The sequence below is a fragment of the Roseobacter sp. EG26 genome, assembly GCF_049830555.1.
Taxonomy (GTDB): domain Bacteria; phylum Pseudomonadota; class Alphaproteobacteria; order Rhodobacterales; family Rhodobacteraceae; genus Roseobacter.
This window is the reverse complement of sequence record NZ_JBNBLH010000011.1, coordinates 23,231-38,616: the sequence shown is the minus strand read 5'-3', so window position 1 is coordinate 38,616 and position 15,386 is coordinate 23,231. Positions and strand designations below refer to the sequence as shown.

At 55.7% G+C, this 15,386-nt stretch carries 13 protein-coding genes; 10 read left to right on the top strand and 3 right to left on the bottom strand.

Translation table 11 applies throughout. From position 1 onward, the window contains the following. The first annotated feature begins 22 nt into the window (after window positions 1-22). From ACOTTU_RS20145 to ACOTTU_RS20100, 10 genes are all read left to right on the top strand, one after another. Window positions 23-469, top strand: coding sequence for an RbsD/FucU family protein (locus ACOTTU_RS20145; RefSeq protein WP_298920021.1), 447 nt, complete (start codon window positions 23-25; stop codon window positions 467-469). A gap of 2 nt (window positions 470-471) precedes the next feature. Beyond that, window positions 472-1,374 (top strand): ribokinase, encoded by a 903-nt coding sequence (locus tag ACOTTU_RS20140; protein WP_425660549.1) that lies wholly within the window; start codon window positions 472-474, stop codon window positions 1,372-1,374. Between the two features lie 110 nt (window positions 1,375-1,484). Continuing rightward, entirely contained in the window at window positions 1,485-1,958 is a 474-nt protein-coding gene (locus ACOTTU_RS20135; RefSeq protein WP_425660547.1) for an NUDIX hydrolase, read from the top strand. 87 nt (window positions 1,959-2,045) lie between these two features. Then, window positions 2,046-3,530, top strand: a complete 1,485-nt coding sequence (locus tag ACOTTU_RS20130) for an inorganic phosphate transporter (RefSeq protein ID WP_425660545.1) — start codon at window positions 2,046-2,048, stop codon at window positions 3,528-3,530. Between the two features lie 213 nt (window positions 3,531-3,743). Next, a complete protein-coding gene (locus tag ACOTTU_RS20125; RefSeq protein ID WP_425660543.1) occupies window positions 3,744-4,499 on the top strand; it encodes a FadR/GntR family transcriptional regulator in 756 nt (251 codons plus the stop codon). Continuing rightward, the gene (locus ACOTTU_RS20120; RefSeq protein WP_425660541.1) at window positions 4,492-5,643 is read left to right on the top strand and encodes a PLP-dependent transferase; all 1,152 of its coding nucleotides are present in this window, start codon (window positions 4,492-4,494) and stop codon (window positions 5,641-5,643) included. The genes ACOTTU_RS20125 and ACOTTU_RS20120 overlap by 8 nt, the downstream gene beginning before the upstream one ends. 45 nt (window positions 5,644-5,688) lie before the next feature. Then, window positions 5,689-6,948: an ABC transporter substrate-binding protein gene (locus tag ACOTTU_RS20115; RefSeq protein ID WP_425660539.1), complete on the top strand. Its 1,260-nt coding sequence runs from the start codon at window positions 5,689-5,691 to the stop codon at window positions 6,946-6,948. A 23-nt stretch (window positions 6,949-6,971) separates the two neighbouring features. After that, window positions 6,972-7,880 carry a carbohydrate ABC transporter permease gene (locus ACOTTU_RS20110; protein WP_298920006.1) on the top strand — a complete coding sequence of 303 codons (909 nt, stop codon included), beginning with the start codon at window positions 6,972-6,974 and terminating at the stop codon, window positions 7,878-7,880. A 9-nt stretch (window positions 7,881-7,889) separates the two neighbouring features. Next, window positions 7,890-8,729: a carbohydrate ABC transporter permease gene (locus ACOTTU_RS20105; RefSeq protein WP_425660537.1), complete on the top strand. Its 840-nt coding sequence runs from the start codon at window positions 7,890-7,892 to the stop codon at window positions 8,727-8,729. Window positions 8,730-8,742: 13 nt separating this feature from the next. Next, window positions 8,743-9,897, top strand: a complete 1,155-nt coding sequence (locus ACOTTU_RS20100) for an ABC transporter ATP-binding protein (RefSeq protein WP_425660535.1) — start codon at window positions 8,743-8,745, stop codon at window positions 9,895-9,897. A gap of 428 nt (window positions 9,898-10,325) precedes the next feature. Here ACOTTU_RS20100 and ACOTTU_RS20095 read toward each other — a convergent pair whose 3' ends face one another. The 3 genes from ACOTTU_RS20095 to ACOTTU_RS20085 form a co-directional block, all read right to left on the bottom strand. Next, the gene (locus ACOTTU_RS20095) at window positions 10,326-11,411 is read right to left on the bottom strand and encodes an MFS transporter (RefSeq protein WP_425660680.1); all 1,086 of its coding nucleotides are present in this window, start codon (window positions 11,409-11,411) and stop codon (window positions 10,326-10,328) included. A gap of 114 nt (window positions 11,412-11,525) precedes the next feature. Continuing rightward, entirely contained in the window at window positions 11,526-12,314 is a 789-nt protein-coding gene (locus tag ACOTTU_RS20090; RefSeq protein WP_425660533.1) for a hypothetical protein, read from the bottom strand. A 1,123-nt stretch (window positions 12,315-13,437) separates the two neighbouring features. Further along, entirely contained in the window at window positions 13,438-15,297 is a 1,860-nt protein-coding gene (locus tag ACOTTU_RS20085) for an EAL domain-containing protein (protein WP_425660531.1), read from the bottom strand. Window positions 15,298-15,386: the final 89 nt, after the last annotated feature.

Here is a 15,386-nt window from a genome sequence, read left to right as displayed (position 1 = left end):
TGACACGTGAAGGAGAGCTGACATGCTCAAAGGAATTGACGCGATCCTGAACGCGGACGTGCTTTATGCATTGCGGGCCATGGGGCATGGAGATGATCTGATCATCGCGGATACAAATTTTCCCTCGGACAGCGTCGCACGAGAAACCGTTTTGGGAGAGGTCCTGCGGATCGACCGGTCGGCGGCGGAAGTGGTCCGGGCGGTGCTGTCGGTCTACCCCATCGACACATTTGTGGAAGATGCCGCCGCGCGCATGGAGGTGGTCGGCGAGCCCGATAGCATTCTACCCGTCATGGAAGAGGTGCAGGCCGAGGTCAGCGCCGTTGATGGGCCAAAAATGCTCGGCATAGAACGTTATGCTTTTTATGACCGGGCCAAACAGGCCTATGCCGTGATCCAAACAGGCGAACGGCGCTTTTATGGCTGTTTTGCCCTGCGCAAGGGGGTCGTTCCCCCCGATGGAGCGTAAAAATGGGAACAGTTGTCATATTGGGTGTTTTTGTCGCCGATACCGCCTATAGGGCGACGCGCATGCCGGTTATGGGCGAAACCGTCCTGGGGAATGCCTTTTCTCTCGGTCCGGGGGGCAAAGGGTCCAATCAGGCGGTGGCCTGCGCCCGCATCGGGGCCGAGACCCATATGATCTCTCTGTTGGGACAGGATGATTTTGCCAAACTTGCGCTCGATACCTGGGCGGATGCGGGCGTGATCCCCCATGTGCGGCAATTGACTGATAGCTACACCGGGGCCGCCTATATCTTCATTGAAGAAGCGAGTGGCGACAATGCAATCATCATCGCACCGGGTGCGGCGGCTCTGATCAGCACGGCAGACATTGATGCGCAGACAGAATTGATAGCGAGCGCGGATGTGTTCGTAACCCAATTGGAGCAGTCCATTGATGCGGCGGTTCGCGGGCTCGAAATCGCCAGGAAGGCCGGGGTGACAACGATCCTGAACCCCGCGCCCGCAGCCGAATTGCCGGACGGGATGCTGGCGCTTTGTGATTACCTGACGCCAAACGAGACTGAGTGCGAAGCCCTGACGGGAATTGCAGTGACAAATGAAACAGAGGCGCAGAAAGCATGCGTGGCGCTGCGAGACCTGGGGGTGAAAACGCCGATCATCACCATGGGCGAGCAGGGGGCCTATCTGTTTGGCCATGGTCTCGTGCCGTCCGTGAAAGCAGGTGATGTCGTGGAAACCACCGGGGCAGGCGATGCCTTCAACGGTGCGTTCGCGGCGGCACTGGCGGAAGGCAAGCTTCCTTTGGAGGCTGTCAGATACGGATGCACCACGGCAGGTATTTCCGTCACGCGCGCCGGAACCGCCCCTGCGATGCCGTCTCGCGCCGAAGTTGAAGGCCTTCTCTAGGAGGGTTTTCACCTTATCCACAGGGAAAACCTGGCCGAATTTCCGTGTAAAGCGGACGTGAATTGCATCTTCGCCAAGAAACAAGTACAAGTAATTCCAATAAAAAAATCTTGAGCGGTTTCGAAATGATGAAATTCATGAGCGTGGCTTGGGGGGAATTCCTCCTTCCGATGCTACGACGACCAAAACGTGTGCAAGTCGCCGCACTGTGTTACCGCGGCAAGGGTTCTGACAAGGAAGTCTTGCTGGTGACCAGTCGGGGCAGTGGACGTTGGATCATTCCAAAGGGATGGCCCATTCCGGGCAAGAACTCGGCGGATGCAGCACGTCAGGAGGCCTGGGAAGAGGCCGGTGTTTCCAATGGCAAGGTGGGAGCCGAGGCCATTGGCCGGTACACTTACAACAAGGAGCTGTCGACCGGTTGGTCTATTCCGGTTGAAACCATGGTCTATCCGTTGAATGTCGAGGACCTCTCGGAGCAGTTTCCCGAAGCGCACCAACGCAAGCGCAAATGGACGTCAGCGGCAGATGCCGCCAATCTGGTGCAAGAGCCCGAGCTAAAGCAAATTCTGCAACACCTTTGATTTTGGCGCTTGTTGGCTGATCTGCAAGGTTGCGTTCTGATCCCCTTTGGTTAATTGGTTGACGATCAAAAACCCGGGGGGGGAGCTATGGCAGACAGCCGTGATGATGCGCGCCATCTTGAAACGCTTGATCGTGATCTTGCGCGCTTCTCAAATCTTGAGATGGCCACGGCTTATGTGTCGCGGCCGATGGTGGGCCCCGGTGTTTCGCTGATCTTCGTCATTCTCGCGGGGCTCGCCGCGGCGATTTTCTTTGGTCAGGCGAACAATACGCTGATCGTTGTCGCGGCCGCCTGTCTTGGCGCCTATATGGCGCTGAATATCGGCGCCAATGACGTCGCCAATAATATGGGTCCTGCCGTGGGCGCAAATGCGCTGTCCATGGGGGGCGCGATTGCCATTGCCGTGGTTTTTGAGAGCGCGGGGGCTTTGATCGCCGGGGGCGATGTTGTCTCCACAATTGCCAAGGGAATCATCGCGCCTGAGAGCATGGAAACGGCCCAGACCTTTATCTGGGCGATGATGGCGGCACTGCTGTCGGCGGCTTTGTGGGTGAACCTCGCAACATGGGTTGGCGCACCGGTTTCCACCACGCATTCTGTGGTCGGTGGCGTCATGGGGGCGGGCATCGCCTCCGCTGGTCTGGCCGCAGTCAGTTGGTCAACCATGTCAAAAATCGCGGCAAGTTGGGTGATTTCCCCGGTGCTGGGGGGGGTGATTGCTGCCGGTTTTCTGTGGCTTATCAAGTCGCGGATAATCTATCAGGATGACAAGATTGCTGCGGCACGCAAATGGGTGCCCTTGCTCGTGGGCATTATGGCGGGCGCATTCGCGACGTATCTGGCCCTCAAGGGGCTCAAACGCATCATCAAGATTGATCTCGGCACGGCCCTGATGATCGGTTTGCTCATCGGTGGCGCGGTCTGGTTGGTGATGATCCCGGCCATCAGGAAGCAGTCGCAGGGTTTGGAAAACCGGAACAAATCGCTCAAGATTCTTTTCGGCATTCCACTCGTGGTTTCGGCCGCTTTGTTGAGTTTTGCACATGGGGCTAACGATGTTGCCAATGCGGTGGGCCCGCTGGCGGCAATTGTGCAGGCAGCGCAATCGGGAAATTTTGCCGATGCCATCAGCATCCCGTTCTGGGTGATGATTATCGGGGCATTCGGAATCTCCTTTGGATTGTTTTTGTTCGGGCCGAAACTCATTCGAATGGTGGGTAGTCAGATTACCAAGCTCAATCCGATGCGAGCCTATTGTGTTGCGCTCTCAGCGGCGATTACAGTGATTGTCGCCAGTTGGCTTGGCCTGCCGGTAAGTTCGACCCACATCGCCGTCGGTGGCGTTTTTGGAGTCGGGTTTTTCCGCGAGTGGGATGCAGAAAGACGTTTGCGCAAAGCGCGCCTCGAAGTGCCCAACCGCACGGTCTATGGGCCCGAGGAACGGCGGCGTCGTAAACTGGTGCGCCGGTCCCATTTCATGACGATCATCGCGGCCTGGGTTATTACAGTGCCGGCAGCGGCGATTATATCGGGCTTGATATTTTTCGGCCTACGGGCGTTTTTGTCCTGAGCGGACCCCAGTAAGAACCGCAATTATGCGATGACGGCGTGGTCGAGCCATGTTTTCGAATCGACTCTTTCAACGATGAACCTGGCCTGGGATTACGTTGGCGTTTGCCGGTAAGGTGCTGTTATATAACCTCTATTTATTGTCCTACAATAATGTTGATTTTGTCGGACAATAAAACTAACGTTTGAGAAACCCCTGCTGGAGTTTCTAAATTTGACTGCGCCGCCGCCCCAAGCTGAGAAGAACAATGTTGCAAAGATATCTGCGGCGTTGGAGCTGCTTGAAGCAGGCAACAGCAGTCGGGACGTCCTGGATGCATTGTCGGAAATGATTGACCGGGCTGAAATGAAGGTTGGGGACCGTCTGCCGCCGGAAGTTGAGATTGCCAAGAAGCTGGGCGTTGGTCGTGCCAAGGTCCGGGAGGCGCTGACCGCCTGGCAAAACATGGGCATCGTCACGCGTAACAAGAAGGCGGGCACACGATTGGCAGCGGAAGTGTCATCGAACGCGATCCATGTACCTGTGACCCTCAAGCTCGAAGCTGAAAGCTTGTTGAGAACCCACTCGGTCCGGCGGCCGCTGGAGATCGAAAGCGCACGTATGGCCGCGCGGAATGTGACCGACCAACAGGCGCGGGTCATCCTTGCGCGCGTGGCGGAGTTGATGAGCATCTTTGAAGCCGGTGAGGATTGGCGTGAGGCGGACAATCGGTTTCACCGCGCCATTCAGGCGGCATCCGGGAACCCGCTCTTTGAGCAGATCATTCAGCAGATTCAGCGCGCGTTTAACGAAATTTACGAGGCACCATTTGGGCAGCCCCATCTTGGCCAGGTAACAATCCCACTCCATCCCGAGCTCGCGCGGGCAATTGCCGCGAGAGATGAGGCGCGGGCCAGCAAGGTCATGGCGCGGATCATGGATATGGTGGAGCATGAAGTGCGTCAGGTTATGGAGACATACGATGTCTGACGGACCACAGCTCGCAACTTTGCTCGCGTCGGTGCTGGATGATGCTGATGGCGCGGTGACGCCACCCATCGTACAATCGTCTTTGTTTTCCTTTGAAAACTATCAAGCCTTCGAAGATCGCATGGCCGGTCGGACGACGCAGCCCATCTATACGCGTATCCAAAATCCAACCGTTGCCGCCTTTGAAGGGCTCATGGCAAAAGCCGAGCAGGGCGATGCCGCCGTTGCTTTTGCCTCGGGAATTGCGGCTATTTCGTCAACTCTGCTTGCCCACGTTCAACCGGGCGATCAGATCGCCTGCATCGAACATGTATATCCTGACACATTTCGCTTTTTCGAGCGTATGCTGCGGCCCTTTGGGGTGCAGATCACCTATCATCCCGTCAGCGCATTCGAAGAGGATGCAGACTTGCTGAAGGGCGTGAAATTCGCCTTCCTCGAAAGCCCCAGCTCGGTGGTTTTTGCCCCAATGAACCTCCCGCTGGTCGCAGAGCATGCGCAACGGCACGGCACAATCACCATGATTGATAACTCCTGGGCTAGCCCGGTTTTCCAGCAACCGCTCACGCTTGGGATCGATATCGTCATTCATTCCGCCTCGAAATACATCTCGGGGCATTCGGACACGGTTGCAGGCGTGGTGGTTTCCTCCCACGACCATATCGCTCGCATCCGTGATCTGACTTTGTCCCTGCTGGGTGCAAAACTTGCGCCGTTCGAAGCATTCTTGCTGACCCGTGGATTGCGGACCCTGAGCCTTAGGATGCGGCAGCATCAGGAAACAGCAAACCTCTTCGTGGACCGCCTGGCCGCTCTGCCGCAGGTGCGCCGGGTCAACAGTCCCGGCGCAAATATCGTGCCGGGGCTCAAGGGGCGCAGCGGGCTTATGTCCGTTGAATTCGATGACAACGTGGACATTCCGAAATTCGCCGATGCCTTGCAGCACTTCCGCCTTGGCGTCAGTTGGGGTGGTTTTGAAAGCCTGCTTCTGCCGGCGAGCGTGGGACTTGCGCAGGCTGGTGAGCAGAACTCCATGCAGAAGTTTGGCGTTTCTCCGAACCTGGTGCGACTGAGCCTTGGATTGGAAGACGCAGAAGATCTTTGGGCGGATTTTTCGACTGCCCTGAGCCAAAGCGCAGCCTGATGGCAAGAAAGACGCTGACCCCCTCAACAAGGAAGGAAAACTGATATGAAACGTATGTTTGCCGGCCTCAGCACCGCCGCCGCGCTGATGGCGAGTGCTGCCTGGGCCGATACCACACTCAAGCTTGTCGAAGTCATTACGAGCCCGGAGCGGACCGAAGTTCTGCAAGGCCTCGTGGATGGATTTGAAGCTGACAACCCCGGCATCACGGTCGAGATCGTCAGCCTTCCTTGGGGGCAGGCCTTCGAAAAACTCGCAACGATGGTTGCCGGTGGTGACATCCCCGATGTCGTGGAGATGCCCGATACATGGCAGGCCCTCTACGCAGGTTCCCGTCAATTGGTCAGCCTCGCCGATCACGTGGCGGAATGGGAGCATGGCGGCACGCTGACCGACAAGGCGGTGGCTATGGGCAGTCAGGCTGGTGACTTCTACATGATCCCTTACGGGTTCTATTTGCGCGCGATGTTCTACAACAAGAAACTGCTTGCCGAAGCCGGTGTCGAGACGCCTCCGTCGACGATGGAGGAATTTAAAGCCGCGTCCGCGGCGGTTTCAGAACTGGAGGGCAAGTCGGGCTATTGTCTGCGCGGCGGGCCCGGTGGGACCAACGGCTGGATCATGTTCGCAGCGACGATGAACGGCACCAACGAGTTTTTCACCGAGGACGGGAAGAGCCGGATCAACGAGCCGGGTTCGGTTGAAGGCATCCAGTTCATGATCGACATGTATAAAGACGGTCATGCCCCGCGTGATAGCGTCAACTGGGGTTTCAATGAAATCGTGGCAGGCTTTTATTCCGGGACCTGTGCTTTCCTGGATCAGGACCCAGATGCGCTGATTGCAATTGCCGAACGGATGCCGGCCGAAGATTTTGCCGTGATGCCAATGCCGGTTGGCCCCTCGGGCAAGGCTTTCCCGACAATCGGTTTCGCGGGCTGGTCGATCTTCAGCTCAACCGAACATGAGGACGCATCCTTTGATCTGGTGGCCGCCCTGTCGACGCCTGAGGCCAATGCGGCCTGGGCAAAACGTGTCGGCGTGATCCCGATTCACAAAGGCGCGGATCAGGACCCCTACTTCCAGTCCGAGCAGTTCGCCGGGTGGTTTGAAGAACTGAACGGGGAACAATACGTGCCAACGACGATGCCCACCTACCTGGAGAAATGGGGATATTTCGGCAGCACCGTCTTGCTGGAGACAAGCCAGGAAGCATTGCTCGGACAACGGACTGCCCAAGAGGTCGCGGATGAATGGGCAGAACTGCTGACAGCTGAATACGAAAAGTGGCAGGCCAAACAGTGACAACCCGCGTCCAAAATACTGTCATGCCCGGGGAACCCCGGGCACGGCGCTCGCTCTATTGGCAGTACATGATCGAGCCATTCCTGTACTTATCGCCCGCGATCTTTCTGATCGGCACTGTGATGTTGATCCCGCTCATTATCGGCATCTCTTATTCCTTTCAGGCTATCGAGCTGCTCAACCCTTTTGACACCGGTTGGGTGGGTTTCGAGAACTACCTTAAGCTCTGGTCTGACCGCAAATTCTGGATCGCTCTGGAAAACACCTTCTGGTGGACATTCTGGTCGATCAGTTTCCAGTTTTTTCTGGGCCTCGGATTGGCCCTTCTGCTCAACACACAATTCTTTGGCAAAAGGCTCTTTCAGGCACTGGTCTTTCTGCCTTGGGCTGTGCCGACGTTTCTGTCTGCGCTGACATGGGCGTGGCTCTTTAACCCGGTTATCGGTCCCTTGCCGCATTGGATGGCATCGCTGGGCCTGCTCTCCGAACCCTATAACATCATGGGGGATCCGAGCCTTGCAATGTGGGGGCCGATCGTTGCCAATATCTGGTTCGGGGTTCCGTTTTTTGCGATCACGCTTCTGGCCGCGCTGCAATCCATTCCGGGTGAGTTATACGAGGCCGCCGAGATTGACGGAGCGACGCCCTGGCAGTGTTTCACCAAAATCACACTCCCCTTTCTGGCTCCGATGATTGCGATTACAGTCATGCTGCGCACCATATGGATCGCCAATTTTGCAGACCTCATCTATGTGATGACAGGTGGCGGTCCGGCCAACTCCACTCAGATTGTCAGTTCCTATATTTTCACAACGGCGTTCCGCAAACTCGACTTTGGCTATGCTTCGGCCATCGCCGTGGCTTTGCTGGGCCTCTTGCTGATCTATGCCATCATCCTGCTCTGGCTTCGCAAGAAGCTGGTCAAGATCTAGGGGTCCGAGATGGCGGTTGCCCGGTCACATCCTGCTCTGACGGTTGGAAAATATGCAGCACTGCTGGGTTACCTGACCTTTGCGCTCTTTCCCCTCTACTGGCTTTTCAAGATCGCGATCACACCGGATCAGCTGATCTTTACGGAAGGCACCAATCTATGGCCGTCGGCCCTGACCATCGACAACTTTCGCACGGTTCTTTTCCAGACCGATTTTCTCGCCTATTTTGGAAATTCACTCTTTGTTTCACTGGGCACGGCTGCGGTGACAACGGTCATTGCCGCAGGTGCAGGATACGCGTTTTCACGTTTTGATTTCGGCGGAAAGAGACTGATCATCGCTGTGATGCTAATCACTCAGATGTTTCCCTTGCTGATGATCATCGCGCCGATTTACAAGATCGTCGCATCACTCGGCATGCTCAATTCGCTGACATCGCTGATCGTGGTCTACACCGCCTTCAACATTCCCTTTGCCACTTTCCTGATGCAGTCGTTTTTTGATGGCATTCCCAAAGACCTCGAAGAGGCCGCGATGATGGATGGATGTTCGCGCTTTCAGGCGCTGCGCAAGGTGATCTTTCCACTCACGCTACCGGGTCTGGGTGCGACGCTTGGGTTCGTTTTCACCGCGGCCTGGTCAGAGCTGCTCTTCGCGCTGATGCTGATTTCCAAGAACGAGGCCATGACCTTTCCCGTGGGTTTGCTGACCTTTGTGTCCAAATTTTCGGTCGATTGGGGACAGATGATGGCGGCAGGCGTTCTGGCGCTCATTCCAAGCTGTCTCTTCTTCATCTTCATTCAACGCTACCTCGTGCAAGGGCTCACGTCCGGCGCGGTCAAAGGATAGGGGGGCCACAGCCATGGCACGGATCGAACTCAGAGATGTCGTGAAACGTTACGGCGCGGTGGAGGTGCTGCGCGACATCAACCTTGATATTCAGGACGGAGAATTCATCGTTCTTGTTGGTCCTTCGGGGTGCGGCAAGTCCACTCTTTTGCGCATGATTGCCGGCCTGGAGCCGATCACTGAGGGCGATTTTACCATTGATGGCGTACGCATGAATGATGTGCGGCCGCGCGACCGTGATATCGCAATGGTGTTCCAATCCTACGCGCTTTACCCGCATATGGACGTGGCGCGGAACATGGGTTTTTCCATGGAGATACGCAAAGATCCTGTGCAGGACCGTATCGACCGCGTCAGGGGAGCGGCTGACACGTTGGGCCTGTCCGCGCTTACCAAACGTTTGCCGAAAGCCTTGTCGGGCGGTCAACGACAAAGGGTGGCGATGGGCCGCGCAATCATTCGCGACCCGCGCGCCTTTCTCTTTGACGAGCCACTGTCTAATCTGGATGCAGCGCTGAGGGTGGAAATGAGGTTGGAAATCGCCCGCTTGCATCAGAAATTGGGCGCGACAATGGTTTATGTGACCCACGATCAGGTTGAGGCATTGACCCTGGCAGACCGTATCGTCGTGCTGAACGGAGGCGACATTCAGCAAGTGGGCAGTCCGCTTGAACTATATGAGCGGCCTGCGAATAAATTCGTGGCACAGTTTATCGGATCGCCTACGATGAATGTGCTTCCGGTCACGGGCGGCGATCACGGGGTCACCGTCGCGGACGGGACAACAATTGCGCTGCCACATTTGCCGGATACGCGGCAGGCCGTGGAGTTGGGCATGCGGCCAGAGCACCTTGACGTTGTACAAGCGGGAGCAGGCGAGGTTGTTGGTGTGGCCGATGTGGTCGAGCATTTGGGCTCGGACACAAACATCTATGCCAATATCGACGGGCTTGGCTCGTTGATGATCCGCAAACATGGGAACATCCCGATCAGATCCGGCGATCGTCTGGGGCTGCGATTCCAAACGGAAAACGCCCATATATTCGCGGAGGACGGTACAGCGCTACGCCGCGCCACCGGGTCTGCCGCCAGGGCTGAGAGCGGATACGCGCCCACGCGTTCTCTTGATAGTGATCCTTTGGCGGTCTTGCTAGAAGATCCCCAATGACGTCAGGTCTTACATCAAGACGAAGAATACCCGGTTGCTGGCCGGGGAATGCGTGCTGGCCATCGGGAGAGTCCACGTGAAGTGCTGATTTTGATGTTCAAAAGACGCAAACATTTGCCGATGGCGCTTCAGTCACCATAAGCAAAATGTGCGGCACATCCCTCAAACATCCCGTCAACCAGTCCGGGTCATCAAGCATTGGCAGATGCTAACTTCTTGAAATCAGAAAATCTATGAATTGGCCTGGCTTGGAGCGGGTGCAAGAACCTTCTCACCAACCCTTGCGGCGAAGACGTTATCAAAGCCGCATGGAAATATTGTGCATCGGGTCTTCTCCTCGGCACTGCGAAGAAACATCGCCGTTAAATGCCTATGCAGCGATTCTTCATGGTTGATGTTGGCCACACCCCCTTATCTTCGCCCGAAGCTCATGGGCCATTAGCAAGCCCTCTACACGCCACCAGCGCGCAGCAGGCTGCGATCATGCACGCAAGGAATATTGCGGGGGTGGCATATGCGAACTCCGTCTCTGCGAGTATGGCAACCGTCGCAATGCCGCCGAGACGCGCGAAGGTGATGTCTAGGCTTGTCGAGATGGCGCTCATCCCCTTTGGCGCGAATCTCAGGATCAATTGTGTTGACGGTGCGTTGCTGCACGCCAGCCCCGAGCCGACCAAAAACGATGATAAGACCAGCAGAAAGAGATTCTCGTTAAAGTATGAAAGCGGAAATCCGGCCGCGATGAGGAATGGCGCGGCAAGCATGATCATCCGCACGTGGGGTTTATCGACCATGTTTCGCAAAAGTGTACTGAAGCCGGAAAAAGTCAGCCAGACGATCGACAGAACAAGGCCGACACTCGCCGCAGTAACCTCGTTGCTCGACAGCCAGACCGGGAGCCGGAACAGGTAGTAGGTAATGGATCCGTAGGTGCAGAAGACATAGACAAATGTCACCCAGAGATCGCGGGCTTGAAACAACGTCAAATAATTTGCCTTTCGGTTGGAGTCGGGCGCAAGCTCATCAGCCGTCTGCGTTCTGTTGAGGATCACGAATGCGAAAAATGCGATGATTGCGGTCAAAACAAACGCGAGGTTCCAACCGTGCTCGCCGAGGAAGCCGCCATAGAAAAGTGGCGCGAAGGCGGCGACGTAGCCCGCGATGCTGCCCCAGACGATAAGCATTCTTCCCGGTTTCTCTGGCGAAGCGCGCGTCAACAGAAGGGGCACAAGTGGTGAAAAGATGCCCCCGCCAAACCCCTGCAACGCCCGCCCGATGATGAGGACTTCAAAGCTCTCTGCCGCGGCAACCACGAGTGATCCTGCTGCGAAGAAGACCACCCCATAGCCGAAGATTTTCCGGGTATTGAAGAGGTCGCCGCACAAGCCGCCCAGCAGAACACCGACTGCAACAGCGAGGCCGTAAGCGTTGAAGACCCAGGCCAGATTGCCGACAGACAGGTCAAATTGTCGTTGAATCTCTGGCAATAGCAACGGGACCAACGTGATCTCCATCACGAAGGCAATATTTGCCGCGACCGGCCCGATAACCGCTGTACGCGGTGAGACGGACACAAGACTAGGCTTGTCGATTTCCGGCGTGTGCGATCTCATGAGTAAAGCCGCCGGTCAGCCATTCACTCTTGTCTCCGAATAGCTCTCCGCATCGACAGAGGTCGTGGAGGGTTGGACCACAGAAACGCTGCCCGCGCGTTGAAGGTTTTGTGGTGCTCGTGCAAGCAGATTGGCCATGTCGTTGGCGCCCATCCAGATCAGGTAATCTTCCTCAGTTATCTGTTTGTCCGGGCCCAGCCACTGACCTGGTTCACAATGACAATAACCGTACCGAAGATGGGCACCCTTTGCGGCCAATTGTTTGGGCACCAGCGCAAAAACGAAAGAAGGGTTCCAAGCTTCGACCATTATCTGGAGCAGTACACGTGACAAAAGTGAAGTTGCGCCCTGGCTGCGCGGGCCGCCGAGGCCGCGCGCGCGTAGCCAGAAATCGCCTTGATAGCATACTTTACCCGTGATCGTGTGGAGCGCTTCCGGGCCTGAATAAAAGGTAAGATCAGGGTCTGGCGTCGTATCGGGTGTGATATACTTATGGCGGTGGTCTTTCAGATGTGCTGCGAGCGAGATGCCCGACAGGTCGAGAAGACGCACTGCTTGCGTGTGGATCACCTCGCGGTTCGAGTTGAAGCCGCAAACCCAAAAACCGTTGGCTCGATCAACAAACGAGCTCGCCACATCGAACATCGGATAGATCGGTCCACGATCGGGCTGCTGACTTCTGTACGCGCGATACTTGGCGAAATCGTCACCAATCTCAACGCGAATGCCCGTCTCCTCAAGATCGCGGAGGATGCCGGACAGTTGCGTTGTCAATTCAAACAATCTGCTAGGTGACATCCCCATTCTATACGGCTCTCGTTTTCTGATTAATCATGCAAATCCCCATCAAATTCCTAACAAAGTGTTAGCTAATTTTCCCTAGTTAAGCATGGACTTACCCATCAAGTGGTTAATGATGGGTTAGCCAGCTTTCTCCGTTTGCAAGATTTCGCTTCGATCTGCCGGTTTTCTTTGAGAGCTCAGAATGCCTTTGCGGCTGGTCCAAAGACACGCGCGCTATCTTGCCTTATTGCAGGCAGGTTCCGTTTTGATTTTTCAGGCAGCGGTCGCCGACTTGGCGGTAGTTGGTACAGCGAACCCAGTCGAATTCCTTGTCGGAACAAATCCGCCCGAGATGATGGCCGAAGGGGACCAAAGCTCTCTTTGGGGCCTTGGCCAAGCTCTACTTTGTCTTGGCGTGATAGGAGGGCATCGCTGCATCCGCCGATATAAATGATTGCGTCCCCGTCGCAGTCCGGCAGTGGACGAAAGTGACCAAAAGAAGGAAAATACATAGAATTGAAAGAAGCTCGCCTACCGCCTGCCACTCTTCTAATCCTTTGTTTTTATAAGTATATATGGGCTCTCTGAAACCGACCGGGGTGCGGATCTGAGCCTCTGGACTGAGCCTGTCTCCTTGATCCACGAAAACACGGCATACTGAGGGCAGAACCGCAAGTGCAGCCATACTTTGGCCAACTCCGACCTGAATTATCGGATATCGAAAGGGGTCGCGATGAGTCTCGACAAGTTGTTTGAAAAATCTGTTCAGGTGTCCTGCCCCCCGGCGGGTTCCGTGAACGTGCGCATCGGAAATGCCGTCGAAGGCCCTGGAGGGAGATGGATTCCATGTGCCTCCTCAATCGCGGATGGTGCATACGTTTCCTGTGTTTATGAAGTTGGCCCCGGTCGGAGGCAGGTTTGCGCTGCCAGCCATCCCATATATTGCGCTGACGAGGCGTTTTCTCGGGCAATCGAACTCGCTGCGACGGCGGCCGCTTAGGACATCAGGTAACCTGATTGTGACCCTCCGCATCTGACTATGGCGAAATAATGCTATGTGATCGGACACGTCGCGTCGAAGCAACGCCCGCCAAATTGGAAGCGAAGAGGCTCGGGTCACGATGTGTCTCATGTCGGCTGAAAATCAAACCGCTCGACCCATCCCGCGCTTCAATTCGCCGTCAAGTTCCAACGGCCTGCAGGTCCAGAACTTACCCCCAGTTTCAATAAGCCTGTCACGAAGGTCGTCCTCACTCATCGGCTTGCCGAAATAGAAACCCTGCAGATAGTCGCAACCCATCTCGCTGACGAGCCGCGCGTGCTCTTCGGATTCGACTCCTTCCGCGACCACGCGCATACCGAGGCTCTTGCCGATACCGACGATGGACGCGACCAGCGGCCTCGCAGCGGCATCCGCGACAATGGGTTGGATGAAGTGTCTATCAATCTTTAGGATTGCGGGCCTGATTTCCAGCAGCCCGCGCACCGAGGCGTGCCCTGTTCCGAAGTCGTCAAGCGCGATTGTAACCCCCAATTCGTCAAGCTCGTCGATGGTCCACCGAACCACATCACCCATTCGGTCCAGATAGACCGACTCGAGAATTTCGACCGTCAACCTTTGAGGGTCGATACCTGAGCTCTTGATGTCATGGATAAAGGTTGGATCAGCCAGCCGAGCTGCCGAGACGTTCACCGCAACGCGAGGAAGATCGACACCCGACTCGTCTAAATGGAACAGAGCGCCATTGAGGCTGTCAAAAATGATTTCATCGACCCTCTTGAGAATCCCCATATTTGCAGCGGTGTCGAGAAATGCCGCTGGCGCGAGAATGCCTTTGGTTGGATGCGCCCACCGTACCAGCATTTCGGCGCAGGCAATTCTACCGGTCTGCGCATCGATCAGAGGCTGAAAATAAGGGACAAACTCACGTCTTTCGCATGCAAGCAGGAGGTCTGACGCCAGCTGTTTGGTTGCAATGGCGTTCGCGTGCATCTCTTCGGTAAAGAATGACCACCGCCCTTTTCCCTGCGATTTGGCGTGATAAAGCGCGGCATCGGCGTCAGCGACAATCTGGTCGGGATCTTCCATTTTCGTTTTGGCAATTGCCACGCCGACACTCGCGCTGCACGCCGTCGACTTCCCTTCGCATGTGAATGGTGCCTGCATCCGCTGAACAATTTCATCCGCCAGACTGCTGATGTTAAGAGCGCTCTTCGCCAGTGGCTTCAAAATGACGAATTCATCACCGCCAAGGCGGGCGACCAGATCAGATTTACTGGTCAGTTCCCGCAACATATCGGCGACGGAAACCAACAGCCGATCTCCCGCATCATGACCAAGTGTGTCGTTCACGAATTTGAAGCGATCCAGGTCGATGTAAAGCACGGCAAACTCTGTTTGGTGCATCTTTAGATTCTCAATCCAGGTCTTTAATTCGACCTCAAAGTGACGTCGGTTTGACAGGCCGGTCAGCGCATCTTCGTTCGCATCCTTGGCCACCGACTTTGCAAGCTTGTGCAGGCGCGCGTTCTCTTTCTCCAGGCGGTGAATTTTTTTGAAAACCCTCTCAAAGCTCTCCTGATCTGATATTGCTGCCTCTTTCATCGCGTCCTTGGCAGGTTCAGGGCGCTCATCCTCCAGCTCAATGATAGAGCAGAGCCACCAGCGATTTCCGGTCTCGGGATCAGACAGATGCGCCCAGCTCATGCGCTGCCAATAGACTTCGCCGTTCTTGCGATTGTTGAGAGCCTTGGTCGAAAAGTTCTCCCAATTCATCAATTTCTCGATGATGTAGAGGTGAACGCCCTGTTCCAGATCCTGACCGATCAGAATCGTTCCGCGCTGACCCACAGCCTCGGATGCCTCATAGCCGGTAATCTTGGTGAAAGCTTTATTACACCACTGAAGTTCCATGACCGCCCCGTCATCATTCGACGCCAAAGCAAGCGCAAGCCCTTCGGTGCACTTGTCATTGATTTGATTGAATATCTGAGCAGGTATCACGTGCAGATTCTCATAGTTCCGCCCTGCTATGCCACCCAAACGATTAGGAACGCTTAAGCCACGCCAATGTGAAATATTTTTTTAGGGAA